A 23,087-nucleotide genomic window follows, 5' to 3' on the forward strand; every position below is an offset into this window, starting at 1 on the left:
TGACGACTACCGCCGGGCGGCGGCGTAGCAGGCCACGGCCGTGGCGGCCGCGACGTTGAGCGAGTCGATGCCCGCCCGCATCGGGATGATCGCGCGCCGGTCGGCCGCCGCCTCCCAGCGCGGTGACAACCCGTGGCCCTCCGACCCGAGCACGAGGGCGAGCCGGTCGACCCCGTCGACGGCCTCCTCGATCGGCACCGAGTCGGACGACAGGGTGAGCGCGACGGTCGTGAAGCCGCGGCGCGACAGGTCCGGCAGCGCGTCGTACCAGTCGGGCAGGCGGGTCCACGGCGTCGTGAAGACGGCGCCCATCCCGACCTTGATGGAGCGCCGGTAGAGCGGGTCGGCGCAGCGGGGCGCCAGCAGCACGGCGTCGAATCCGAGCGCGGCGCCGGAGCGGAAGATCGCGCCGACGTTGGTGTGGTCGACCAGGTCCTCGAGCACCAGCACCGAGCGGGCGCCAGCGAGCACCTCGTCGACCGTGGGCAGCGGGCGGCGGCGCAGGGAGGCCAGCGCGCCGCGGTGGACGTGGAAGCCGGTCACCTGCTCGATCAGCGCCTCCGACAGGACGTAGCACGGGCCGTCGCTGCGCTCGAGCACGTCGCCGAGGCCCTCCAGCCACCGCGGCGCCATGAGGAACGAGCGCGCCTCGTAGCCCGCCTCGACCGAGCGGCGGACGACCTTCTCACCCTCCGCGAGGAAGAGCCCGTGCTCCGCCTCGAGGCTCTTGCGCAGCTCGACGTCGCGCAGGTCGCGGTAGTCGGCGAGTCGGGGATCGCCGGGGTCCGAGATCTCGACGAGGTCAGTCACTCCCGGGCCCATGGTCCGCATAGTGTGCCGGACGCGCCACGGCCACCACGTCGCCGATCACGATGATCGCGGGCGGCACCACCTCGTGCGCGACCAGGTCGTCGGCCAACGAGCCCAGGGTGCTGAGCACGGTCCGCTCGGTGGGCATGGTGCCGTCGACCACGACCGCGACCGGCGTCCCGGCCGAGCGGCCCCCCGCCAGCAGCGCCCGGGCGATGGCGGGCGCGTTGTCGACGGCCATGAGCAGGACGAGGGTGCCCCGCAGCCCGGCGACCGCGTCCCAGGCGACGAGCGAGTCGGGGTGCCCGGGCGGCAGGTGCCCGGAGATGACGGTGAACTCGTGGGCGACCCCGCGGTGCGTCACGGGGATGCCGACGCGCGCCGGGACGGCGATGGCCGAGGTGAGGCCGGGTACGACGGTGACCGGCACGTCGGCGGCCGCGCAGGCCAGCAGCTCCTCGAACCCGCGGCCGAAGACGAAGTTGTCGCCGCCCTTGAAGCGCACGACGCGCTTGCCCTCCCGCGCGCGGGACACGATCACGTCGTTGATGTGGTCCTGCGTGGCCGCCCGGCCCCTCGGCAGCTTGGCGACGTCGATGAGCTCGACGTGGGGACCGAGCTCGTCGAGCAGCTCGCGAGGCGCGAGCCGGTCCGCGACGACCACGTCGGCGGACGCCAGCGCGTGGCGGGCGGCGACCGTGACGAGCTCCGGCTCCCCCGGCCCGCCACCGACGAGCACCACCCCGGGGGTCCGGTCGTGGGCGCCGGCCGCCGTCAGGTGGCCGTCGCGCAGCGCGGTGACGATGTCGTCGCGCAGCGTTGCCGACTTGCGCGGCTCGCGGTTGCCGAGCACGCCGATGGTGACGCTGCCGTGGTGACCGACCGCCGGGGTCCAGGCCGTCCCTCCGCGGGCGTCGTCGGCCCGCACGCAGAAGGTGTGGCGGCTGTCCGCCGCAGCGACCACGCGGGCGTTGACCTGCGGGTCGTCCGTCGCGGCCACGACGTACCACGCCCCGTCGACGTCGGCCTCGGTGAAGTCGCGCAGGTGCAGTGTCAGCTCACCTGCCAGTCCCTCGAGCGCCGGAGTCACCTCGGGGCTCACGAGCGTGACGTCGGCACCGGCGGCCAGGAAGGCGGGGACCCGGCGCTGGGCGACGTGGCCGCCACCGACGACGACCACCTTGCGACCGGCCAGCACGAGTCCTGCGAGGTAGGGATGCGCGTCGGAGTCGGCCATGCCCCATTGTCTCTGGCCAGCGCCGAGGCCCTCTGGCTAGGTTCGAGGAATGAGCATCGAGCGACCAGTCAGCCCGAACCCCTACGACTACCTGCCGGCCACCGAGTCCTTCACGGTCACCAGCGACGACGTCACCGACGGCCAGCCACTGAAGGACGACCAGGTGGCCGCCCTCGGCAACACCTCGCCCCAGCTGAGCTGGTCGGGTGCCCCCGAGGGCACCCAGTCCTACGTCGTCACCTGCTTCGACCCCGACGCCCCCACCCCGAGCGGGTTCTGGCACTGGTGCCTGGTGGACGTGCCCGCCGACGTCACCTCGCTCGACACCGGCGCCGCGGCAGGCCCACTGCCGGGCAAGGCCTTCCACGTGCGCAACGACGGCGGCGACAAGGGCTTCATGGGTGCCGCGCCGCCGCAGGGTGACCAGGTGCACCGCTACTTCTTCGTCGTGCACGCGGTGAAGGACGCGACGCTCGGCGTCGACGAGGACGCCTCGCCCGCCGTGGTGTCGTTCAACCTGGCCTTCAAGACGCTCGGCCGCGCCATCCTGCACGGCACCTACCAGCACTGAGCCAGCGCTGAGCCAGCACTGAGGCCCCGCGGGCCCCCGAGTCCCACGGTTCACACAAGCCACATACGCCCCACCAACCTCAGGAGACACGTGTTCTGGGCCGAGAGGTCCAGACCACGGGTCTCCTTTTTCTGCGTTTGCGTCATGGAGAAACGGTCAAGCCGTTTTGATCCGTACCAGACGGTTTTCGGGTAGACATCACCTGAAAGTTGACGAAACGCGTGGCGTGTCGTTCATCTGGACGGTGAGGACTCGACTTCCAGCACACGCTGTGTTTATGGTCAAGCCTGATTCTGGAAAGATTTGATCAAGATCCACCTCACCACCTGACAGGTGGATCTTCGCTTGGAGGAACAGACCGTGCGCCACTCCCGCCCCCTTTCGCTGCTGGCGAGCCTCGTCGCCGCCGCCGCTGTCCTGATGGGCATCCCCGCTGCGGCCCAGGCCGCCACCTGGCCCGTCCCCGCCGCCGCGTCGGTGAAGGACGCGAGCGAGTTGACCGGCGACGACCTCGAGTCGGCGCTGATGGTCGAGATCAACAAGGCTCGCGCCGACCACGGGCTGTCGAAGGTCTGGAACTTCGACGTCTGCACCGACAAGCTCGCCGAGGCCTGGGGCGCACGCATCGCCCGCACCGGTGTCTTCGAGCACCGCGACCAGAACGAGGTCATCCGCAAGTGCCACAACCAGTGGGCTGGCGAGACGCTCGTCCGCGGCACGGGCCTGACCCCGAAGGCGATGGTGGAGCTCTGGCTCGACTCCCCCGGCCACCGCGAGATCCTGCTCAGCCCGCGCGCCCGCCGCGCCGGCGTCGCGATCACCAAGGACCCCCAGGGTCGCGTGATCGGCGTCGTCAACCTGGTGCGCCACAACTGAGGCAGGCGCCCTCCGCGGTCGAGGTGCGTGGCACCCCGTCGATGTGAGACGATCCCCGGCCCCCTCGTGGGTGGGCCGGGGATCGTTGTCATGTGAGGGGGAAGCCGGTGCTGCACGTCGCCATCGCGACCCGAGCGTTCCGCCGCTACTCCACCTACCGCGCTGCCACCCTCGCCGGGATCTTCACGAACTCGGTCTTCGGGGTCATCTACTCCTACGCCTACCTCGCGCTCTGGGACGCCAACCCCACGGCGGGCGGCTACGACGCGCAGGACGCGGTGACGTACGTCTGGCTCGGCCAGGCCCTGCTGATGACGATCGCGCTGTGGGGCGGCGGCGCGACCGACGACCTCGCCGAGCGGGTCCGGACCGGGGACGTCGCGATCGACCTCTACCGCCCGGTCGGCCTCGTCGGGTGGTACCTCGCGAGCGACCTGGGTCGCGCGGCGTACCACCTGCTCACGCGCGGCCTCGGCCCGACCGTCATCGGGCTGGTCGTCTTCGGGATCTCGCTCCCCGCCTCGCCCCTCACCGCGGCCGCGTTCGCGGTGTCGCTCGTGCTGGCGGTCGTGGTGAGCTTCGCGATCCGCTTCCTGGTGGCGAGCACGGCGTTCTGGCTGCTCGACCAGTCGGGGGTGAAGGTGATGAGCGGGGCCTTCGCGATCTTCTTCAGCGGGATGATGCTGCCGTTGGTGCTCTTCCCCGGGTGGCTCGGCACGCTCGCCCGCGCGCTGCCGTGGGCGTCGTACGTCCAGGTGCCGGCCGACATCTGGCTCGGCAAGCACACCGGCACCGGCCTCGCCGCCGCGCTCGGCTTCCAGGCGGTGTGGGCCGTCGTGCTCCTCGCCGCCTGCCAGGGCGTCCTGGGCCTCGCGACCCGCAAGGTGGTGGTCCAGGGTGGCTGAGGCACGCTCCGCGCAGCACCTGCGCACCTACGGCCAGATCGCGTGGCTCTGGATCCGCGCCGCCTGGCAGTACCCCACGTCGTTCGTCCTGCTGGCCGTGGGCAACGGCCTGATCACCGGACTGGACTTCATCGCGCTCTGGATCATGTTCGCCCACCTGAAGGACCTGGCCGGCTTCTCCCTGCACGAGGTGGCCCTGCTCTACGGCAGCGCGTCGCTGGCGCTGGCGGTCGCCGACACCGCGATCGGCTCCGTCGAGCGCATCGGCACCTACATCCGCACCGGGCGCCTCGACCAGATGATGACCAAGCCCGTGCCGCTGCTGGTGCAGGTGTGTGCCGACCAGTTCACCCTGCGCCGCCTGGGCCGGCTGACCCAGGCCGGAGTCGTGTTCGGGTGGGCCTGCTCCTACGTCGACTGGACCCCGCTGCGGGTCGTCGTCGCGGTCTCGATGATCGCCAGCGGGGCGCTGGTCTTCTTCGGGCTCTTCGTCGGCTTCTCCTGCATCCAGTTCTGGACGACCGACGCGACCGAGTTCGCCAACGCCTTCACCTACGGCGGGGCGACCGTCACCCAGTACCCGCTCAGCATCTTCCCGCGAGAGGTGCTCGTCGGGCTGACGTTCGTCATCCCGGTGGCCTTCGTCAACTGGTATCCCTGCCTCTACCTGCTGGGCCGATCCGACCCCTTCGGCACCCCGGATGCCTTCCAGTTCGCCTCGCCGCTCGCCGGCGTGGTGACCATGGCAGCGGCCCTGCTCGTGTGGCGCTCCGGCGTCCGCCACTACACCTCCACCGGGAGCTGACGATGTCCGCAGACCAGACTGCTGGGCCGCTGATCGAGGTCCACGACCTCGAGCGCACCTTCGACGTACGCCGACGGGTCGAGGGCCGGCGGCGCCGCGTCCGCGAGGAGGTGCTGGCCGTCCACGGCCTCACCTTCTCCGTCGAGGCGGGCGAGATGGTCGGCTACATCGGCCCCAACGGCGCAGGCAAGTCGACCACGATCAAGATGCTGACCGGCATCCTCGTCCCCACCGGCGGCCACGTGCGCGTCGGCGGCCTGGACCCCAGCCGGGACCGGGTCGAGCTCGCCCGACGGATCGGGGTGGTCTTCGGCCAGCGCTCCACGCTGTGGTGGGACCTGCCGCTGCGTGACTCCTTCGAGCTGCTCCAGAAGATGTACCGGATCCCCGCGGAGCGCTACCGCGACAACCTCGACCGCTTCGTCGACCTGCTCGACCTCGGGGCGCAGCTCGACACCCCCGTGCGCCAGCTCAGCCTGGGCCAGCGGATGCGCGGCGACATCACCGCCGCGCTCCTCCACGACCCGGAGGTGCTCTACCTCGACGAGCCGACCATCGGCCTCGACGTGGTGAGCAAGGGCAGGCTGCGCGAGTTCCTCCGCGCCCTCAACGCCGAGCGCGGCACCACGTTGATGCTCACCACCCACGACCTGCAGGACATCGAGGCGCTGTGCGACCGGGTGATCGTGATCGACCACGGCACGGCGGTGTACGACGGCTCGCTCGCCGGCCTGCACGCGCAGGGCGGGTCCACCCGCACCCTGGTGGTCGACCTGGTCGACGAGGCCCCGCCCATCGACGTACCCGGGGCGACGGTCCGCAAGGTCGAGGGCCCGCGGCAGTGGCTGTCCTTCGCCGCCGACGCCAGCGCCGCCCCGATCGTGGCCGCGGTCGCGTCGGCGTACGACGTCGCGGACCTGTCCATCCAGGAGCCGGCCATCGAGGACGTGATCCGCGACCTCTACTCGCAGGGTGTCTAGACGTGCGCCTGGAGGCCGCGGTGGCGCTCGGAGTCGCGCTCGGGTGAGGTGGGCGGCTGGCGCTCCAGCACGAGCATCGCCCGGTCGTCGTCGCCGCGCGGGACCTTCTTCAGCACCCGGTTGGGCAGCCCGGTGAACCCGCGGGCGTCGATGGCCTTGAGGGCCTCGTGGCGCAGCCAGTCGATCCCGTCGTCGAGGTCACGGTCGGCGGTCTCGATGACGCCGTCGGTGTAGAACATCAGGGCCTCGCCGGGGTGCAGGCGGCCGCGACTCGGCGTGAAGTCGGCCTCGGGGATCACCCCGAGCGCCATGCCGCGGGCGTTGTCCACCGTCCAGCCGCGCTGCCCGAGGTGCCAGTGCAGCGCCGGCGGGTGCCCGGCGCTGGTGATCGTGTAGTCGCCGGTGACGAGGTCGACCTTGATGTGCACGGCCGTCGCGAGCGACTCGTCGGACTCCTGGCGCAGCAGGAACTGGTTGGCCGCTGCCATCAGCTCGGCCGGCGGCAGCGCGCCGATCAGGCCGCCCAGGGCCCCGGCGAACTGCAGGGCCTGCGGGCCGACGGAGGTGCCCTTGCCGCAGACGTCGACGAGCGCCATCTCCAGCCAGCGTCCGTCGTGCAGGTGGGCGACGAGGAAGTCCCCGGCGTAGCTGGGCCCGTGGGCCGTGATCGTCGCGGACTGCGAGCGCCACCCGTCGGGCAGCGGGGGTACGACGCCCTGGCGCTGGAGCCGGTCGCGCAGCTGGCTCAGCACGGCCTCGCTGAGGGCCATCGGCAGGCCGGAGCGCTGGCGGCTCGACTGCCAGAGCGCGAGCAGCAGGGCCACGCCGAAGATCAGCAGGGCGGAGTACCTGCTCGCGCTGACGAAGCTGCTCTCGATCGAGGTCCAGAACGCGACAGCGCCCAGGACCAGGACGAGCAGGAGCAGCGGCACGAAGCGCAGCAGCATCAGCCCGACCATGAGGAAGAGGAACCACAGCGACACGGGCACGATCACCCGGGCCAGCGCCCCCACGGCGAGGGCGAGTGCGACCAGGCTGAGGAGGAGGAAGAGGAGGAATGCCTGGCTGGCGCGGGATCCGGTGCGCCAGCCCTCGACGCGCTGCTGCACGTAGGTCGAGAACCCCCGCACCAGGGTCCCCCACGCGCTCGACACGGACAGAGGTTAGACGCGCGGCGACCACCCCCGGGGACGAACGGGGAAATCTGTGGACGGCTGACTAGGCTCCCGGCATGCCTCTGGTGCCCCTGCAGGCCGACGTGCTCGGTCCTGACTACCGCGTCGAGACGATCACCCTGCCTCCCGACAGCGAGGGCGCCGTCGTGGCCACGCTGGTCAGCCTCGAGCCGGAGCGCCCCAACGGCCGGGCCGTGCTGCACGTTCACGGCTTCGCCGACTACTTCTTCCACACCGAGTACGCCCGCTGGTGGGCCGACCGCGGCTACGCGTTCTACGCGCTCGACCTGCGCAAGTACGGCCGGTCGCTGCGCGAGCACCAGACGCCGCACTACGTCGCCGACCTGGGCGAGTACTTCGGCGAGATCGACCTGGCCTGCTGGCGCATCCTCCAGCGTGACGGGCATGAGCGGCTCATCGTGTCGGGCCACTCCACCGGCGGGCTCACCGTCAGCCTCTGGGCGCACGAACGGCAGCCCCCGGAGCTCGCCGCCATGGTGCTCAACTCCCCCTGGTTCGACATGCACGGATCAGCGTGGCTGCGCAGTCCCGCGGCCCGGGCCGCGATCGACCGTCTCGGCGCGAGCCGCCCGATGCGGGAGATCCCCCGCAAGGTCAGCACGGTCTACGGCCGGACGCTGCACCGCGATCATGGCGGTGAGTGGGACTACGACCTCGCCTGGAAGCCCTTGGAGTCTCGGCCGATCTACGTCGGCTGGCTGCGCGCGGTGCGTCGCGGGCACGCCCAGCTCCACGCGGGGCTCGACGTCGCGTGCCCCACGCTCGTGCTGTCCTCGGCACGGTCGTACTTCGGCGAGCAGACCGAGGAGACGGCCACCCGCCACGACATCGTCCTCGACGTCGAGCAGATCCGCCGGTGGGCGTCGTCGGTCGGCCGGCACGTCACCTCGATCGCGGTCGAGGGCGCGATCCACGACGTCGTGCTGTCACGCCCCGAGGTGCGCGCCGAGGCGTACGCCGCCATCGGCACGTGGCTCGAGGCCTGGGTGGAGGCGGCGCCGAGCGCGTCAGGTGAGCAGGACGACCAGCGCGGTGAGGCCGACGACCGCGATCACGGCGCGTAGCAGGTCGGGCGAGAGCCGGCGACCCACGGTGGCGCCCACCTGGCCGCCCACCACCGAGCCGAGGGCGATGAGCCCGGCCACCACCCAGTCGATGTCGGCGACGGCGATGAAGACCGCGGCCGCGACGGCGTTGACGATGAGGGCCAGCACGTTCTTCGTGGCGGTGTGGCGCTGCATCGAGTCGGCCACCCCGATGCCGAGGATCGCCATCAGCAGCACCCCCTGCGCCGCGCCGAAGTAGCCGCCGTAGACGCCCGCGCCCACCACCGCCGGCCACACCCACCACACGCCGTGGTCGGGGATGCCGCCACGGGCCTCCGCCCGCGCGGCGACGGCGCGCTGGATGCGGGGTCCGAAGATCACCAGCAGGACGCCGAGCAGGATGAGGACCGGCACGATCGCGTCGAACGCCGACGAGGGCAGCACGAGCAGGAGCAGGGCTCCCGCGACGCCACCGACGAGCGACGCGGACCCGAGGCGCAGCAGGCGGGCGCGCTGGCCGGCGAGCTCGCGCCGGTAGCCGACGACGCCGGACAGGCTGCCAGGGACGAGGCCGACGGTGTTGCTCACGTTGGCGGTCACCGGGGGTACGCCGAACGCCAGCAGGGTCGGGAACGTGATCAGCGTCCCCGACCCCACCACCGTGTTGATGGTGCCGGCCGCCACTCCTGCGAGCGTGACCAGCACTGCTTCGAGCGGGCTCACGCCGGCGGGGGCTCGCTCTCGGCCGGGGGCTCCACCGACGTCGCGGGCTGCGAGGTCGGCCGGGAGGCCGACTCGGCCGCCGCGATGGCCTCCTCGACAGCCCTGCTCGTGGCGCTGAGCTCGGTGTCGTCGGAGGACCGGGGCAGCTGCGGCTCCGAGGGGCCCATGTCGACGCGGGTGCGCGGGGTGGCCTCACGCGGGATGCCGGCGATCTCGTGGATGGACGAGCCCAGACCCTCCATCGCCTTGGTGATCTCCGAGGGGATGACCCACACCTTGTTGGCGCTGCCCTCGGCGATCTTGGGCATCATCTGGAGGTACTGGTAGGCCAGCAGCGACTGGTCGGGCTGGCCGTCGTGGATCGCCTGGAAGACGGTCTGGATCGCCTGGCCCTCTCCCTGGGCACGCAGGATCGAGGCCTCGCGATCGGCCTGCGCGCGCAGGATCTGCGACTCGCGGTCACCCTCGGCGTTGAGGATCTGCGACTGCTTGGAACCCTCGGCGGTGAGGATCGCGGCCTGGCGCTGGCCCTCGGCGGTGAGGATCACGGCACGCTTCTCGCGATCGGCGCGCATCTGCTTCTCCATCGAGTCCTTGATGGACGGCGGCGGGTCGATGCCCTTGAGCTCGACTCGGTTGACGCGGATGCCCCACTTGCCGGTGGCCTCGTCGAGGACACCGCGCAGGCCGGAGTTGATCGAGTCACGACTGGTGAGCGTCTCCTCGAGGTCCATGCCGCCGACGATGTTGCGCAGCGTGGTCATGGTCAGCTGCTCGATCGCCTGGATGTAGTTGGCGATCTCATAGGTCGCGGCGACCGGGTCGGTGACCTGGAAGTAGATGACGGTGTCGATCGAGACGACGAGGTTGTCCTCGGTGATCACCGGCTGCGGTGGGAAGCTCACGACCTGCTCGCGCAGGTCGATCAGGTAGCGCACCCTGTCGATGAACGGCACGAGGATGTTGAGTCCTGCGGGCAGCGTCTGCTGGTACTTGCCGAACCGCTCGACGATCGCGGCGCGCGCTTGGGGCACGATCCGCACCGTCTTCGAGAGCAGCACGACGACGAACAAGGCGATGAGCAGGAACAGGACCAGCAAGGCGGTCGGCATTTGGTCTCCCCCGATGATTGTTCGGACTGGTAGTGGCTGTGGCGCCCGCTCAGTACTCGAGCGTGCCCACGGGATGGACGTAGGCCGTCGCACCCTTGATCTGCAGGATCTCGACGGTCTCGCCGGGCGCGATCCGCAGGTTCTCGTCGTAGGGGAGGGCGGTCCAGGTCTCGCCACCCGCCTTGATCCGGCCGGGCGCGAGCCCGGTGATCTCCTCGGTGACCAGGCCGCGGGTGCCGACCAGCTTGCTGTGGCCGAGCGCCAGCTCGGGCCCGCCGTGCAGGCGCTTGACGAACGCCGGCCGCACCAGCGCGAGCATCGCGACGGACGCGGCCAGTGCCGCGAGTACCTGGACGAACACGGGCAGACCGATCAGGGCAGCCACCATGCCGATGGCCGCGCCGGCGGCCAGCATGGCGAGGATCAGGTCCAGGCTGAACATCTCGGCCACGCCGAGCGCGATCGACAGCGCGAGCCAGGTCTCCCAGAGATGGTCGCGGATCCAGTCCATGACCAGACCCTATCCAGTCAGTGCTGAAGGATGCGCTGAGCCGGCCGGCGACGCGCGGCGAACCTGTCGTCGGCGCGACTGAGCAGCAGGGGCATGCCGAACGTCTCCGACAACGTCTCGGCCGTGACGACGTCCTCGACGGGGCCCGCGTCGACCACCCGGCCCTCGCGCAGCATCAGGGCGTGGGTGAATCCGGGCGGGATCTCCTCCACGTGGTGCGACACCAGCACCGTCGCGGGCGAGTCGGGGTCGAGGGCCAGCTCGGACAGCGTCGCGACGAGGTCCTCGCGGCCTCCGAGGTCGAGGCCGGCTGCCGGCTCGTCGAGCAGCAGCAGCTCGGGGTCGGTCATCAGCGCCCGCGCGATCTGCACGCGCTTGCGCTCCCCCTCGCTGAGGGTGCCGAAGGTCCGCTCCGCCAGGTGGGCGGCGCCCACCTCGGCGAGCAGCTCAGCGGCCCGGTCGTGGTCGAGGTCGGCGTACTCCTCGCGCCAGCGCCCGACGACGCCGTAGGAGGCGGAGACGACGACGTCCTTGACGAGCTCGCTGCGCGGGATGCGGTCGGCGAGCGCCGCGCTGGTCAGGCCGATGCGCGGTCGGAGCTCGAAGACGTCGGTCGTGCCGAGGACCTCGTCGAGGATGCCGGCGACGCCGGAGGTCGGGTGCAGCTGGGCGGCGGCGACCTGGAGCAGGGTGGTCTTGCCGGCGCCGTTGGGCCCGAGCACGACCCAGCGCTCGTCCTCCTCGACCTCCCAGCTGATGTCGTCGAGCAGCAGGGACGTGCCACGGCGCACCGTGACCCCGGCGAGCTCGATGACGGCGACCATGTTCCTCACCCTATCCAGCAGCCGTCTCTGCTCCGGACCTGACACGACGGGGGCGGAGCAGCGAGTAGCGTCGTCCGCGATGTCGACCTCGTCCTCCGGCCCGTCCTCGAACCATGGCCCGGCGCTCCCCCACTCGGCGGTCCTCGCCTGGTGGCTCACCGCCTTTCTGCGCGGCCACGAGCAGACCGACCACGTGCTCGACGCCCTCGCCGACGACGTGCACCTGCTCGAGGGCGGGTCGGCGCTCGACCTGCTGGCGCGCTCGCGGGCGAGCGGTGCGTCGTACGCCGGCCTGGCGCTGCCCGTCGACGGTGACCCGCTGGGCCTCGGCGGGCCGCGCGACTTCAACACCGCGGCCCTGGAGGCCGGGCAGGCCGTCGTGGCAGGCGGTCTCGGCCTGGTGCCGCACGAGGCCGGCGAGACCGTGCAGTGGCGGGTCCACGAGGCCGGTCCGCGCCAGCTGCCCGACGTGGGCGAGGCGGACCGCGCGCTGCGCGAGAGCCTGGTCGGCGCCGCCGGCGACCTGGCCGACCTCGACGTGGCGCGGTGGCGACCCGAGGCCGCGGACGCCTTGATGAACCTGCACCACCGGCCCGGGCTCGACGCGCCGCTCGGCACCCCGCCGCGCTGCGTCGACCTCGCGGCCCGGGGGCTGCAGGCGTGGGCCATCGTCGACCTGGCCCTCGCCGACGACGGCGGCGCGTTGTCGTCGTACGAGGTGGAGCGGCGTCGCGGCCTCCTGCAGCCGCTCGGCCGGGCGGCCCGGCGGGCGATCGTGGCGGCCTGCTCCCCCGAGGTGTGGCCCGATCGGTGATACCCGGCCGCTGCGCGGTCGCGGTGGGTCTAGCCTTCCCCCCACCATGGAAGACGAGCCGAAGACTCTTCTGGTCACCCTCACGGGCAAGGACCGGCCGGGCGTCACCTCTGCGATGTTCGACGTGCTGGCCGCGGCCGGGGTCGAGGTCGTCGACATCGAGCAGATCGTGCTGCGGCGCAGGCTGCTGCTGGGCATCCTGGTGACCGCCCCGCGGGACTGGAAGAAGCTGCGCGACGCCATCGAGCGCACCGCCGCCGAGCTCGACATGAGCGTCGAGGTCGACCGCGGCGCCGGTGACAACAAGAGCCGCCGCGGCGACCGGTCCCACATCACCCTCATCGGCAGCCCGCTGAAGGCGTCCGCAGTGGCGGCCATCGCCGGACGGATCGCGGACTCCGGCGCCAACATCGACCGCATCGAGCGCATGGCGCGCTACCCGGTGACCGCGATCGAGCTGCACGTCTCCGGTGCCCCCGCCGACTCCCTGCGACCCCTGCTGTCGACGGAGGCGGTGCGGCTGGGCATCGACCTGGCCGTGCAGCGCGAGTCGCTGTACCGGCGCGGCGTACGCCTCATCGTCATGGACGTCGACTCCACCCTCATCCAGGGGGAGGTCATCGAGATGATCGCCGCGCACGCCGGCCAGGAGGCCGAGGTCGCGCGGGTGACCGAGGCCGCGATGCGCGGCGAGCTCGACTTCGAGCAGTCGCTGCGGGAGCGGGTCGCCCTGCTCGAGGGCGTGCCGGCGACCGCGCTCGACGAGGTCTACGACTCGATCGTGCTGGCCCCCGGGGCGCGCACGATGGTCCGCACGCTGCGACGCCTGGGCTACCGCTTCGCGATCGTGTCCGGCGGCTTCAGCCAGATCACCGACCGCCTCGCCGCCGAGCTCGGCATCCACTTCGCGCGCGCCAACCAGCTCGAGATCGTCGACGGCCTGCTGACCGGCCGGATCGTGGGCGACGTCGTGGACCGTGCCGGCAAGGCCGCCGCGCTGCGGGAGTTCGCCGCCGAGGTGGGCGTGCCGCTGGACGCCGTCATCGCCATCGGCGACGGCGCCAACGACCTCGACATGCTCAACGAGGCGGGCCTCGGCATCGCCTACAACGCCAAGCCGGTGGTGCGCGACGCCGCCCAGACGTCGGTCAACGTGCCCTACCTCGACACCGTGCTCTACCTGCTCGGCATCTCCCGCGAGGAGATCGAGGAGGCGGACGCCGAGGTCGGCATCGTCACGCCGTCACCGCCGCTGGTCGACTGACCCCGACGGCGACGCAGCCGCCGATCTCGTCGTCGACGACCACCTCGGCGACCAGCCCCGCCCGCTCCATGGCGCTGGTCGTCAGCGAGGCCTGCGAGGCGCTGGTCTCGACGAGCAGCACTCCCCCGGGCGCCAGCCACCCCACGGCCCCCGCGGCGAGCCGGCGGTGCACGTCGACCCCGTCCGCGCCCCCGTCGAGGGACACGTGCGGCTCGTGGACCCGTGCCTCCGGCGGCATGGCGGCGATGCGGTCGGTCGGCACGTAGGGCGCGTTCGCGGCGATGACGTCGATGCGACCCCGCAACCGGCGCGGCAACGCGTCGTAGAGGTCGCCACGGTGCAGCTCGGCCCCGGGCGCGTTGGACCGGGCGTGCGCGAGTGCGTCCGCGCTCAGGTCGGCCGCGTGCACCTCGGCGCCGGTCGGCACCAGGCTCGCGGCGACGGGCGCGACGCCGCAGCACATCTCCACGACCACGGCAGGCTCACCGCCCGGGCCGCGACCCGGCACGCGAGCGAGGGCCTCCCGGGCCAGCAGCTCGGTGCGCCGGCGGGGCACGAAGACGCCCGGGCCCACGTCGAGGCGCCGGCCGAGGAACTCGACCCACCCGAGGACCAGCTCGAGCGGTTCGCCGGCCACCCGCCGGGAGACCAGCCCCTCGAGGTCGGCGGGCGAACCGGCCGCCTCCTCCAGCAGGGCAGCCTCGTCCTCGGCCCAGACGCACCCCGCTGCCCGCAACCGCGCGACCGCGTCCGGTGCGGTGTCGCGACCGGTCATCCGTCGCCGACGTGGAACGCCTCGAGCCGGCCACTGCCGGGACCGAGGTCCGCCCACTCGCCGGCGACGACGAACACCGCGAGGGCGGACGTCGGGAAGCCGCGCGTCAGCATGAAGGTCGTCGCCTCCACGTCACCCTCCCCGTCGTCGATGAGCTCGGCGACGTAGGCCATGGTGGGGTTGTGCCCGATGACGACCAGGGTCGTCACCTCCGGGTCGGTCTCGCGCAACAGGTCGAAGGCCGAGTCTGCGCCCGCGGCGTAGAGGCCCGCGGACAGGTCGGGCTCCAGGCCCCACCCCGCCGCGTCGGCGAGGTGCTCCCAGGTCTGCTGGGTCCGCAGGGCGTCCGACACCAGCGCCGCGTCGGGGTCGATCCCGGTGGCGCGGAGCCACCGCCCGGCCTCCGCCGCGTCGGCGCGGCCGCGGGCCGCGAGGGCCCGTCCGTGGTCCGACGGGGCCGTCGGCTCCGCCTTGGCGTGGCGTACGACGACCAGCCGCCGCGGCGCTTCCCTCCGTGACTCCTGCATCCCTCCACCCTTGCAGCCGCTAGCCTGCCTGTCATGCCTCACGGACCACTCATGATCATCGGAGGCGCCGAGGACAAGGTGCGCAAGCCGACGATCCTCAAGCACTTCGTCGCCCTCAGCGGCGGGCGGGACGCGCGCATCGCCGTCATCCCGACCGCTTCCTCGCTCGGACGGGAGGTCGTCGACGTCTATGACGCGCTCTTCACCAAGTTCGGTGCCGCCCGCGTCGACGCCGTACGCCCCGAGACACGCGACCAGGCCCACGACCCCGCCCTCGTCAAGGCCCTGGACGAGGCCACCGGCATCTTCATGACCGGTGGCAACCAGCTCAAGCTGTCGTCGATCGTCTGCGGCACGCCGGTGGGCGATGCGATCCTGCGCGCACACGAGCGCGGTGCGGTCGTCGCCGGCACCTCGGCCGGCGCGAGCATCCAGTCCTCCCACATGGTGGCCTTCGGGGTCGGTGGGTCCACCCCGAAGCAGCGGATGACCCAGGTGGCGGCGGGCCTCGGCCTGGTGGAGGCCACCGTCATCGACCAGCACTTCGACCAGCGCAACCGCTACGGCCGGCTGCTGATGATCGTCGCGCAGAGCCCCCAGCTGCTGGGCATCGGAGTCGACGAGGACACCTGCGGCCTCGTCGAGGAGGTCGCCGGCGACCTGGTGATGCGAGTGATGGGCAAGGGTGCCGTCACGGTCTTCGACGGCTCGCGGATGACCTCCAACGCCTACGAGGCCACGCGGTCCTCGCCCCTGCTGGCCAGCGGGGTGGTCTTCCACGTGCTCCCCGAGGGGGCGGTCTTCAACCTCGCGACCCGCAGCCTCGTCCCGCAGGAGCCGGTGGTCGACCCCGAGGACGCCGACGAGCTGGCCGAGGCCAGCCGCGACCTGCGCCAGCTGGTGCGCGACATCGCCGCGGCCGACGCCACGCCGGCCGCCGTACGCCGCCGCCTCGCGCTGCGACGTACCCGCTCCACCACGACCACCCCCGACCACGCCCCGACCGAGGGAGACCCTTCATGAGTGAGCGCCCCACCCCGGACCTGGAGATCGTCGAGACCCGCGTCTACCGCGGCCCCAACGTCTGGTCCTACGACAAGTCGATCCACCTCGTGGTCGACCTGGGCTCGCTCGAGCAGTTCCCCACCAACACCATCCCCGGCTTCAGCGACGACCTGGTCTCGATGCTGCCCGGCCTGCGGGAGCACTCCTGCTCGCGCGGGCGGCGCGGCGGCTTCCTCGAGCGGCTCAACGAGGGCACGTGGCTCGGCCACGTCGCCGAGCACGTCGCGCTGGCGCTGCAGCAGCTGGTCGGCCACGACATCCGCCGCGGCAAGACCCGCCAGGTGAAGGGCCAGACCGGCCGCTACAACATCATCTACGGCTACATCGACGAGAACGTCGGCCTCACCGCGGGCCGCCTCGCGGTCCGCCTGGTCAACCACCTCGTCGAGGGCGACCCCGACTTCGACTGGGAGACCGAGCGCGACGAGTTCATCCGCCGCGCCGAGCGCACCGCCTTCGGGCCCTCCACCCAGGCGATCGTCGACGAGGCGGTGTCCCGCGACATCCCGTGGATCCGGCTCAACCAGTACTCCCTCGTCCAGCTCGGCCAGGGCGTCCACGCCAAGCGGATCCGGGCCACGATGACCTCGGAGACGTCGTCGATCGCGGTGGACATCGCCTCCGACAAGGACCTCACGACCAAGCTCCTCGGCGCCGCCGGGCTCCCGGTCCCCAAGCAGGAGTCCGTGCGCTCGGAGGACCAGGCCGTCGCCGCGGCCCGCCGGATCGGCTACCCCGTCGTGCTCAAGCCGCTCGACGGCAACCACGGCCGCGGGGTCTGCCTGGACCTGCAGGACGACGACGACGTACGCGCTGCCTATCCGATCGCGCACGGCCAGTCGCGGCGCGGCAACGTCATCGTCGAGTCCTTCGTCACCGGCAAGGACTACCGCTGCCTCATCATCGACGGCCGGATGGTCGCCATCGCCGAGCGCGTCCCCGCATCGGTCACCGGCGACGGCACCTCGACGGTCGAGCAGCTCGTCGACCTCACCAACGCCGACCCGCGACGCGGCGTCGGCCACGAGAAGGTGCTGACCCGGATCAAGGTCGACGAGGCCGCCATCGAGGTGCTCGCCGACCAGGGCCACACGCTCGACTCGGTGCCCGACGAGGGCGAGATGGTGAAGCTCGCGCTGACCGGCAACATGTCGACCGGCGGCATCTCGATCGACCGCACCTTCGAGGCCCACCCGGAGAACGTCGAGATCGCCGAGGAGGCCGCCCGCATGGTCGGTCTCGACATCGCCGGCATCGACTTCATCTGCCCCGACATCACCGAGCCGGTCCGCGAGGCCGGCGGCGCGATCTGCGAGGTCAACGCGGCACCCGGCTTCCGCATGCACACCCACCCCACCATCGGCGAGCCGCAGTTCATCGCCAAGCCCGTGGTGGACATGCTGTTCCCGCCCGGCGCGACCTCGCGCATCCCGATCGTGGCCGTCACCGGCACGAACGGCAAGACGACCACCAGCCGGATGATCGCGCACATCTTCAAGGGCCTCGGTCGCAAGGTCGGCATGACCTCGACCGACGGCGTGGTCATCGACGAGCGCCTGGTGATCCGTGCCGACGCGTCCGGCCCGCGCTCGGCCCGGATGGTGCTGCAGAACCCGCGCGTCGACTTCGCCGTCTTCGAGGTCGCCCGCGGAGGCATCCTGCGCGAGGGCCTGGGCTACGAGCGCAACGACGTGGCCGTGGTGCTCAACGTGCAGCCCGACCACCTCGGCCTGCGCGGCATCGACACCGTCGAGCAGCTCGCCGACGTGAAGGCCGTCATCGTCGAGGCGGTGCCGCGCGACGGCCACGCCGTGCTCAACGCCGACGACCCGCTCGTGCGGGAGATGCGCCGACGCTGCTCGGGGCAGGTCGTCTGGTTCTCGATGGAGGAGCCCGGCAGCGAGGTGCGCGACATGATCGACGCGCACTGCCGCCGTGGCGGCAAGGCCATCGTGCTCAACCCGACGGAGCGCGGCGAGATGATGGTCGTGCAGCACGGGCGCCGCGAGATGCAGCTCGCGTGGACCCACCTGCTGCCGGCGACGTTCAACGGCCGCGCCCGGATGAACGTCCAGAACTCGCTGGCCGCCGCCGCTGCCGCGTTCGCCGCCGGTGCGCCACTGCACGACATCCGTCAGGGCCTGCGCACCTTCTCGACCAACTACTACCTCTCCCCCGGTCGCCTCAACGAGGTCGACGTCAACGGCGTCAACGTGATCGTCGACTACTGCCACAACGCGCCGGGCATGAAGATGCTCGGCGACTTCGTGGACCGGGTCGGCGAGTCGCTCGAGTCCTCGCACGACCTCGCCCGCCCGTCGCGGATCGGCATCATCGCCACTGCCGGCGACCGGCGCGACCAGGACATGCGCGAGCTCGGCCACATCGCGGCCCAGCACTTCGACGTGTGCATCGTGCGCGAGGACGTCGCGCTGCGCGGTCGCGAGCGCGGCGAGACCGCCAAGCTGGTGCTGGAGGGCGTGCGCACCGCGATGGACGAGGGCGCGCGCTGCAAGCAGGCCGAGCTGTGCCTGGAGGAGATCGAGGCCGTACGCCACGCGATGAGCCGCGCGAACCGCGGGGACCTGGTCGTGGTGTGCGTCGACAAGCACGCCGAGGTCATGGCCGAGCTCGAGCACTGGTCCGACACTGCCCAGGCCGGCTCCGTCGCCAACCCCGATGCCCCGTCGGCCGACCCCGACTACACCCCGCCGGCCACGGACCACGCGTGAAGGTCCTCGACCTGGGCGCGCTCCCCCACCGACGTGTCGAGGCCCACGGCAGCCGGCACTTCTCCGTCGGCGCGTTCGGCATCAGCGCGGACGCGCACCTCGTCGCGGTGAACCTCGCCCCCGGCGGGTCCATCGGTCGCCACCCGGCGTCCGGGCGCCAGCTCATGGTCGTGCTCGCGGGCGAGGCCGAGGTCAGCGGCGCCGACCGCGAGGTCCAGGTCATCCGTCCCGGCCAGGCAGCCGTGTGGGAGCCCGGGGAGTCGCACGAGACCCACTCCGCGGTCGGCCTCTCGGCGATGATCGTGGAGGGCGACCTCGACATCGGCGCCCCCGGCGAGCAGGTCGATCCCGGCGACACCTGAGCGAGCTCCGCTCAGTCGGAGGCGGCCCGCACCTTCTGCGCCAGGACCTCCGGCGAGTCGGGCGTGCCGCCGTGGGCGGCGATCCAGTCGTAGGCCTCCTGCCGCTCGGCGTGGCACATCAGCCCCACCACGTCGCCCGGCCGTGCCCGCTCGACGAGGGCGGCGAGGCACTCGACCTCGGTCTCGTAGGTGTCGATGTCGCTGACCCCGACCCGGGCGGCTCCGGCACGCAGGAGTGCGTCGATCTCGTCCATGGTGCGTCCCCGCAGGTACCACGCCTTGTGACCGATCGCGACGACGTCGCTGCCCTTGGCGCCGATCTCCCCCAGTGAGCCGATCAGCTCGTCGGTGCGGTCACCGACCGCCCCGAGGCCGAGCAGCAGGCGGGCGCCGGGACGTCGTACGCCCGACATGATCTCGAGCAGCGCCTCGAGCCCGGCCTCGTTGTGGGCGAGGTCCATGACGACCGAGACCTCGCCCGGCATGGAGAAGAAGTTCATCCGGCCGGGGTTGTGCTCGGCGTCGGGCCGGAAGGAGCGCAGGCCGGCGACCACGTCGGCACGCTCCAGGCCGATCGCCAGGGCCGCGGAAGCGGCCGCGAGGGCGTTCTCGATGTTGAACCGCGACAGGCCGGCAAGGGTCATGGGCACGTCGACGAGCTCGACCAGCGGGTCGGGGTCGGTGCCCGGGGCCAGCACCGTGATCCAGCCGTCGATGACGGTCGTGGCCCGGCCGCCACCGTGGCTGAGCACCTCGCGCACTGCCGGGGAGTCGGGGTCGCGGCTGAAGATCCACGGCCGCGCCGAGATCGTCGCCTGCATCGCCAGCACGCGGGGGTCGTCGCCGTTGAGCACGGACCAGCCGTCCTTGCGGGTGATCCGCGGGACCACGGCCTTGACCTCGGCGAGCTGGTCGACGGTGTCGATGCCCTGCAGCCCGAGGTGGTCGGCGGTCACGTTGGTCACCACCGACACGTCGTTGCGGGTGATGCCGATGCCCTTGAGCAGGATGCCGCCGCGGGCGGTCTCGGTCACGGCGAACTGGACGCCCTCGAGGCCCAGGACGCGCCCCGCACCCGAGGGCCCGGAGTAGTCGCCGGCCTCGACGAGCTCGCCGTCGCGGTAGATGCCGTCGGTGTTGGACCACCCGACGACGAGGCCGCTGGTCCGCGCGATGTGGGCGATCATCCGGCTCGTCGTGGTCTTGCCGTTGGTGCCGGTGACGGCGACCACCGGGATCCTCGGGGTGATCGTCGTCGGCCGGTCGCCCCGCTCGGCGGCGGCCACCTCCTCGGCAGCGGCGCTGACCGCGCCCTCGAGGTCCGGGGTCGGCAGGGCGTCGAGCGCGTGCGCCACCGCCTCGCCCAGGGCGCGGGCGCGACCACGGTTGCGCCACGGGAAGGCGACGACCAGCACCTGGGGGTCGGACGTCGGGCGCACGCGCACGGCCAGGCGGCGGGTGCCCGCCTCGCTGGCGATGGCTCGCACCAGGCGCTCCACGGCACGCACCGCGAAGCGGGACCGGAAGCCTGACCCGGGTGCACCGGGACGGGTCGTGCGCAGCCCGATGCGCCGGGCGAAGCGGAGCACCTGGTCCTCGCCGGCCTCGGTGATCGTGGAGACGTCGAGCGTCAGCTTCACCGCGGCACGCGGGAAGTAGAGGTTCGGGCCTTCGAGGATGCGCAGCTCGACGAGTGAGGTCACCCGGGGAAACTACCGAACCGGCGGGCCGCTCCTACAGGCCCATCGCGTGGAAGCCGCCGTCGACGTGCACGATCTCACCCGTCGTCGCGGGGAAGAAGTCGCTCAGCAGGGCGACCACCGCCTGCGCGGTCGGCGTGTGGTCGGTCTCGTCCCAGCCCAGCGGGGCCCGGTCCTTCCACGCAGACTCGAGGTCCTCGAAGCCGGGGATCGCCTTGGCGGCCAGCGTCTTCAGCGGACCTGCGGAGACCAGGTTGCACCGGATGCCCTCCGGGCCGAGGTCACGCGCGACGTAGCGCGAGGTGTTCTCCAGCGCGGCCTTGGCCACACCCATCCAGTCGTACGCCGGCCACGCGGTGGTCGCGTCGAAGGTGAGCCCGACGATGGAGCCGCCGCGCGACATCAGCGGGCGGGTGGCCACGGCCAGCGACTTGAGGGAGTAGGCGGAGACCTGCACGGCCTGCGCGACGTCCTCCCACGGACCGGTCATGAACTTGCCGCCGAGCAGCGTCTCCGGGTTGCCGTAGGCGATCGAGTGGACGACGCCGTCGAGGCCGTCGACGTGCTCGCGCACCTGGTCGGCGAGGCCGGCGAGGTGGTCCTCGTCGGTGACGTCGAGCTCGAGCACCGGCGCCTCCTGGGGCAGCCGCTTGGCGATGCGCCGGGTGATGCCGAGGGCGCGGCCGAAGTTGGAGATCAGCACCGTCGCGCCCTGCTCCTGCGCGACCTTCGCGGTGGCGAAGCCGATCGAGCTGTCCATCGTGACGCCGGCGACGAGGATGCGCTTGCCGTCGAGGATTCCCATGTGCGTGTGCCCTTCTGGTGCTCGTGAGTAGGTGGTCAGTGGCCCATGCCGAGGCCGCCGTCGACGGGGATGACCGCCCCGGTGACGTAGGCGGCGCCGTCGGAGGCGAGCCAGGTGACGGCGGAGGCGACCTCGGCCGTCGAGGCGTAGCGGCCCAGCGGGACCTGCGTCTTGATCGCGGCCTTCTGGTCGTCGGTCAGCACGTCGGTCATGTCGGTCTCGACGAACCCCGGAGCCACGACGTTGGTGGTGATCGAGCGGCTGCCGAGCTCGCGGGCCAGCGAGCGGGCCATGCCGACGAGACCGGCCTTGGACGCGGCGTAGTTGACCTGTCCGGCCGAGCCGAGGAGCCCGACGACCGACGAGATCAGGATGATCCGGCCGCGCCGCAGCCGCAGCATCCCCTTGGCGGCGCGCTTGGCGAGCCGGAAGGTGCCGGTGAGGTTGGTGTCGATGACCGAGGACCAGTCGTCCTCGCTCATCCGCAGCAGCAGCGTGTCCTTGGTGATCCCGGCGTTGGCGACCAGCACCTCGACCGGCCCGTGCGCCTCCTCGACCTGCGCGAACGCGGCCTCGACGGCGTCGGCGTCGGTGATGTCGCAGCGCACGTCGAGGGCGCCCTCGGGCGCGCCGCCGTTGCGCGTGGTGACCGCGACCTTGTCACCCTGCGCGATGAAGGCCTCGGCGATCGCGCGACCGATGCCGCGGTTGCCGCCCGTCACGAGGACGGACCGGGGTGCGGGACTGGACGGGGTGGATCCGGGAATCTCGCTCACGCTCCCCGACGCTAGTGATTACCGAGGGGTAGACCGAACTCGCCGGGCCTCACTCGTCCTCGAGGCGGAACCCGACCTTCATCCCGACCTGGAAGTGCTCCACGGCGCCGTCCTTGGCCTGGCCGCGGATCTGGGTGACCTCGAACCAGTCGATGTGGCGCAGCGTCTGGCCGGCGCGCTCGATGCCGTTGCGAACGGCCTGGTCGATCCCGTCGGGCGAGGTGCCGACGATCTCGGTGACGCGGTACGTGCGGTTGGACATGGGTTCCTCCTGCGCGAACGGCTTCGCGGACCGTGACCGGCCCCTGTTGCCGTGAGCCTAGCGACGTAGACTCGAGGGCATGGCCAAGCCCGACGCCGTACGCATCACGACGGCTCGCAGCAGCGCCGCCGACGACATGCGCTCGCGTCAGCGGCGCTACGCGATCTCGATGACGATCCGCATCGTCTGCTTCGTCGCGGCCGTCGCGGTCGGTCCGGGGGTGCTGCGCTGGGTGCTGGTCGCCGCTGCAGTCTTCCTGCCGCTCTTCGCCGTGATCATGGCGAACGCCGGCGACCAGCGCGACGACGGATTCAGTCTTCCGGACGGTCCAGGCGCCCACGAACTGACGGCGCGGGACGACGAGGACCGAGGAAAATAACTTCCGGGACATCTGTGTCGAAAGTTTGGT

The 23,087-nt window shown here is 71.9% G+C and carries 25 protein-coding genes; 12 read left to right on the forward strand and 13 right to left on the reverse strand.

Annotation, left to right across the window (positions count from 1 at the left end; translation table 11 throughout):
• Positions 1 to 6 precede the first annotated feature (6 nt).
• A complete protein-coding gene (locus ACS3YM_RS08925) occupies positions 7 to 810 on the reverse strand; it encodes a TrmH family RNA methyltransferase (RefSeq protein ID WP_439939708.1) in 804 nt (267 codons plus the stop codon).
• Entirely contained in the window at positions 803 to 2,047 is a 1,245-nt protein-coding gene (cobA, locus tag ACS3YM_RS08930; RefSeq protein ID WP_439939709.1) for a uroporphyrinogen-III C-methyltransferase, read from the reverse strand. Before cobA ends, ACS3YM_RS08925 begins: the two co-directional genes overlap by 8 nt.
• 49 nt (positions 2,048 to 2,096) lie before the next feature.
• On the opposite strand from cobA, the gene ACS3YM_RS08935 reads away from it, so the two are divergent.
• The 5 genes from ACS3YM_RS08935 (at position 2,097) to ACS3YM_RS08955 (ending at position 6,184) form a co-directional block, all read left to right on the forward strand.
• The gene (locus ACS3YM_RS08935; protein ID WP_439939710.1) at positions 2,097 to 2,618 is read left to right on the forward strand and encodes a YbhB/YbcL family Raf kinase inhibitor-like protein; all 522 of its coding nucleotides are present in this window, start codon (positions 2,097 to 2,099) and stop codon (positions 2,616 to 2,618) included.
• A gap of 360 nt (positions 2,619 to 2,978) precedes the next feature.
• Positions 2,979 to 3,494, forward strand: a complete 516-nt coding sequence (locus ACS3YM_RS08940) for a CAP domain-containing protein (protein WP_439939711.1) — start codon at positions 2,979 to 2,981, stop codon at positions 3,492 to 3,494.
• Positions 3,495 to 3,586: 92 nt separating this feature from the next.
• Positions 3,587 to 4,399, forward strand: a complete 813-nt coding sequence (locus tag ACS3YM_RS08945; RefSeq protein ID WP_439939712.1) for an ABC transporter permease — start codon at positions 3,587 to 3,589, stop codon at positions 4,397 to 4,399.
• Positions 4,392 to 5,204 carry an ABC transporter permease gene (locus ACS3YM_RS08950; RefSeq protein ID WP_439939713.1) on the forward strand — a complete coding sequence of 271 codons (813 nt, stop codon included), beginning with the start codon at positions 4,392 to 4,394 and terminating at the stop codon, positions 5,202 to 5,204. Before ACS3YM_RS08945 ends, ACS3YM_RS08950 begins: the two co-directional genes overlap by 8 nt.
• A 2-nt stretch (positions 5,205 to 5,206) precedes the next feature.
• The gene (locus tag ACS3YM_RS08955) at positions 5,207 to 6,184 is read left to right on the forward strand and encodes an ABC transporter ATP-binding protein (protein ID WP_439939714.1); all 978 of its coding nucleotides are present in this window, start codon (positions 5,207 to 5,209) and stop codon (positions 6,182 to 6,184) included.
• Here the strand turns inward: ACS3YM_RS08955 and ACS3YM_RS08960 are convergent.
• Complete coding sequence (locus tag ACS3YM_RS08960) at positions 6,181 to 7,338, reverse strand: PP2C family protein-serine/threonine phosphatase (protein WP_439939715.1); 1,158 nt, start codon at positions 7,336 to 7,338, stop codon at positions 6,181 to 6,183. The two genes, ACS3YM_RS08955 and ACS3YM_RS08960, sit on opposite strands and share 4 nt — an antisense overlap.
• A 77-nt stretch (positions 7,339 to 7,415) precedes the next feature.
• Between ACS3YM_RS08960 and ACS3YM_RS08965 the strand changes: the two genes are divergently transcribed.
• Complete coding sequence (locus ACS3YM_RS08965; RefSeq protein WP_439939716.1) at positions 7,416 to 8,444, forward strand: alpha/beta hydrolase; 1,029 nt, start codon at positions 7,416 to 7,418, stop codon at positions 8,442 to 8,444.
• On the opposite strand, the gene ACS3YM_RS08970 is transcribed toward ACS3YM_RS08965, so the two are convergent.
• The 4 genes from ACS3YM_RS08970 to ACS3YM_RS08985 are packed head-to-tail and all read right to left on the reverse strand — an operon-like array spanning position 8,388 to position 11,596.
• A complete protein-coding gene (locus ACS3YM_RS08970; protein ID WP_439939717.1) occupies positions 8,388 to 9,149 on the reverse strand; it encodes a sulfite exporter TauE/SafE family protein in 762 nt (253 codons plus the stop codon). The genes ACS3YM_RS08965 and ACS3YM_RS08970 overlap by 57 nt on opposite strands.
• Positions 9,146 to 10,261: an SPFH domain-containing protein gene (locus ACS3YM_RS08975; RefSeq protein ID WP_439939718.1), complete on the reverse strand. Its 1,116-nt coding sequence runs from the start codon at positions 10,259 to 10,261 to the stop codon at positions 9,146 to 9,148. Before ACS3YM_RS08975 ends, ACS3YM_RS08970 begins: the two co-directional genes overlap by 4 nt.
• Positions 10,262 to 10,310: 49 nt before the next feature.
• On the reverse strand, positions 10,311 to 10,772 hold the full coding sequence (locus tag ACS3YM_RS08980; RefSeq protein ID WP_439939719.1) for an NfeD family protein: 462 nt from the start codon (positions 10,770 to 10,772) through the stop codon (positions 10,311 to 10,313).
• Positions 10,773 to 10,789: 17 nt separating this feature from the next.
• Positions 10,790 to 11,596, reverse strand: a complete 807-nt coding sequence (locus tag ACS3YM_RS08985) for an ABC transporter ATP-binding protein (protein ID WP_439939720.1) — start codon at positions 11,594 to 11,596, stop codon at positions 10,790 to 10,792.
• Between the two features lie 79 nt (positions 11,597 to 11,675).
• On the opposite strand from ACS3YM_RS08985, the gene ACS3YM_RS08990 reads away from it, so the two are divergent.
• The gene (locus tag ACS3YM_RS08990; RefSeq protein WP_439939721.1) at positions 11,676 to 12,410 is read left to right on the forward strand and encodes a hypothetical protein; all 735 of its coding nucleotides are present in this window, start codon (positions 11,676 to 11,678) and stop codon (positions 12,408 to 12,410) included.
• Between the two features lie 46 nt (positions 12,411 to 12,456).
• Positions 12,457 to 13,674 (forward strand): phosphoserine phosphatase SerB, encoded by a 1,218-nt coding sequence (gene serB / locus ACS3YM_RS08995; protein WP_439939722.1) that lies wholly within the window; start codon positions 12,457 to 12,459, stop codon positions 13,672 to 13,674.
• On the opposite strand, the gene ACS3YM_RS09000 is transcribed toward serB, so the two are convergent.
• Together ACS3YM_RS09000 and ACS3YM_RS09005 are read right to left on the reverse strand one after the other, a co-directional pair.
• A complete protein-coding gene (locus tag ACS3YM_RS09000) occupies positions 13,646 to 14,449 on the reverse strand; it encodes a putative protein N(5)-glutamine methyltransferase (RefSeq protein ID WP_439939724.1) in 804 nt (267 codons plus the stop codon). The two genes, serB and ACS3YM_RS09000, sit on opposite strands and share 29 nt — an antisense overlap.
• A complete protein-coding gene (locus tag ACS3YM_RS09005) occupies positions 14,446 to 14,976 on the reverse strand; it encodes a SixA phosphatase family protein (RefSeq protein WP_439939725.1) in 531 nt (176 codons plus the stop codon). The genes ACS3YM_RS09000 and ACS3YM_RS09005 overlap by 4 nt, the downstream gene beginning before the upstream one ends.
• 33 nt (positions 14,977 to 15,009) lie before the next feature.
• Here ACS3YM_RS09005 and ACS3YM_RS09010 point away from each other — a divergent pair, with 33 nt between their 5' ends.
• From ACS3YM_RS09010 to ACS3YM_RS09020, 3 genes are read left to right on the forward strand one after another with little or no spacing between them, the layout of a single operon-like run.
• Positions 15,010 to 15,999, forward strand: coding sequence for a cyanophycinase (locus tag ACS3YM_RS09010; RefSeq protein ID WP_439939726.1), 990 nt, complete (start codon positions 15,010 to 15,012; stop codon positions 15,997 to 15,999).
• Positions 15,996 to 18,773: a cyanophycin synthetase gene (cphA, locus tag ACS3YM_RS09015; protein WP_439939727.1), complete on the forward strand. Its 2,778-nt coding sequence runs from the start codon at positions 15,996 to 15,998 to the stop codon at positions 18,771 to 18,773. Before ACS3YM_RS09010 ends, cphA begins: the two co-directional genes overlap by 4 nt.
• A complete protein-coding gene (locus ACS3YM_RS09020) occupies positions 18,770 to 19,135 on the forward strand; it encodes a cupin domain-containing protein (protein ID WP_439939728.1) in 366 nt (121 codons plus the stop codon). Before cphA ends, ACS3YM_RS09020 begins: the two co-directional genes overlap by 4 nt.
• 11 nt (positions 19,136 to 19,146) lie before the next feature.
• Here the strand turns inward: ACS3YM_RS09020 and ACS3YM_RS09025 are convergent, their stop codons facing one another.
• From ACS3YM_RS09025 to ACS3YM_RS09040, 4 genes are read right to left on the reverse strand one after another with little or no spacing between them, the layout of a single operon-like run.
• On the reverse strand, positions 19,147 to 20,838 hold the full coding sequence (locus ACS3YM_RS09025; protein WP_439939729.1) for a Mur ligase family protein: 1,692 nt from the start codon (positions 20,836 to 20,838) through the stop codon (positions 19,147 to 19,149).
• Positions 20,839 to 20,869: 31 nt separating this feature from the next.
• Positions 20,870 to 21,640, reverse strand: coding sequence for an enoyl-ACP reductase FabI (gene fabI / locus ACS3YM_RS09030; protein ID WP_439939730.1), 771 nt, complete (start codon positions 21,638 to 21,640; stop codon positions 20,870 to 20,872).
• Between the two features lie 35 nt (positions 21,641 to 21,675).
• Positions 21,676 to 22,416, reverse strand: coding sequence for a 3-oxoacyl-[acyl-carrier-protein] reductase (gene fabG, locus ACS3YM_RS09035; RefSeq protein ID WP_439939731.1), 741 nt, complete (start codon positions 22,414 to 22,416; stop codon positions 21,676 to 21,678).
• A gap of 49 nt (positions 22,417 to 22,465) precedes the next feature.
• The gene (locus ACS3YM_RS09040) at positions 22,466 to 22,678 is read right to left on the reverse strand and encodes a dodecin (RefSeq protein WP_439939732.1); all 213 of its coding nucleotides are present in this window, start codon (positions 22,676 to 22,678) and stop codon (positions 22,466 to 22,468) included.
• 79 nt (positions 22,679 to 22,757) lie between these two features.
• Here ACS3YM_RS09040 and ACS3YM_RS09045 point away from each other — a divergent pair, with 79 nt between their 5' ends.
• Positions 22,758 to 23,057: a DUF3099 domain-containing protein gene (locus ACS3YM_RS09045; RefSeq protein WP_439939733.1), complete on the forward strand. Its 300-nt coding sequence runs from the start codon at positions 22,758 to 22,760 to the stop codon at positions 23,055 to 23,057.
• The last annotated feature ends 30 nt before the right edge of the window (positions 23,058 to 23,087 follow it).

It is taken from the genome of Nocardioides sp. N13(2025) (assembly GCF_051912545.1).
GTDB lineage: Bacteria > Actinomycetota > Actinomycetes > Propionibacteriales > Nocardioidaceae > Nocardioides.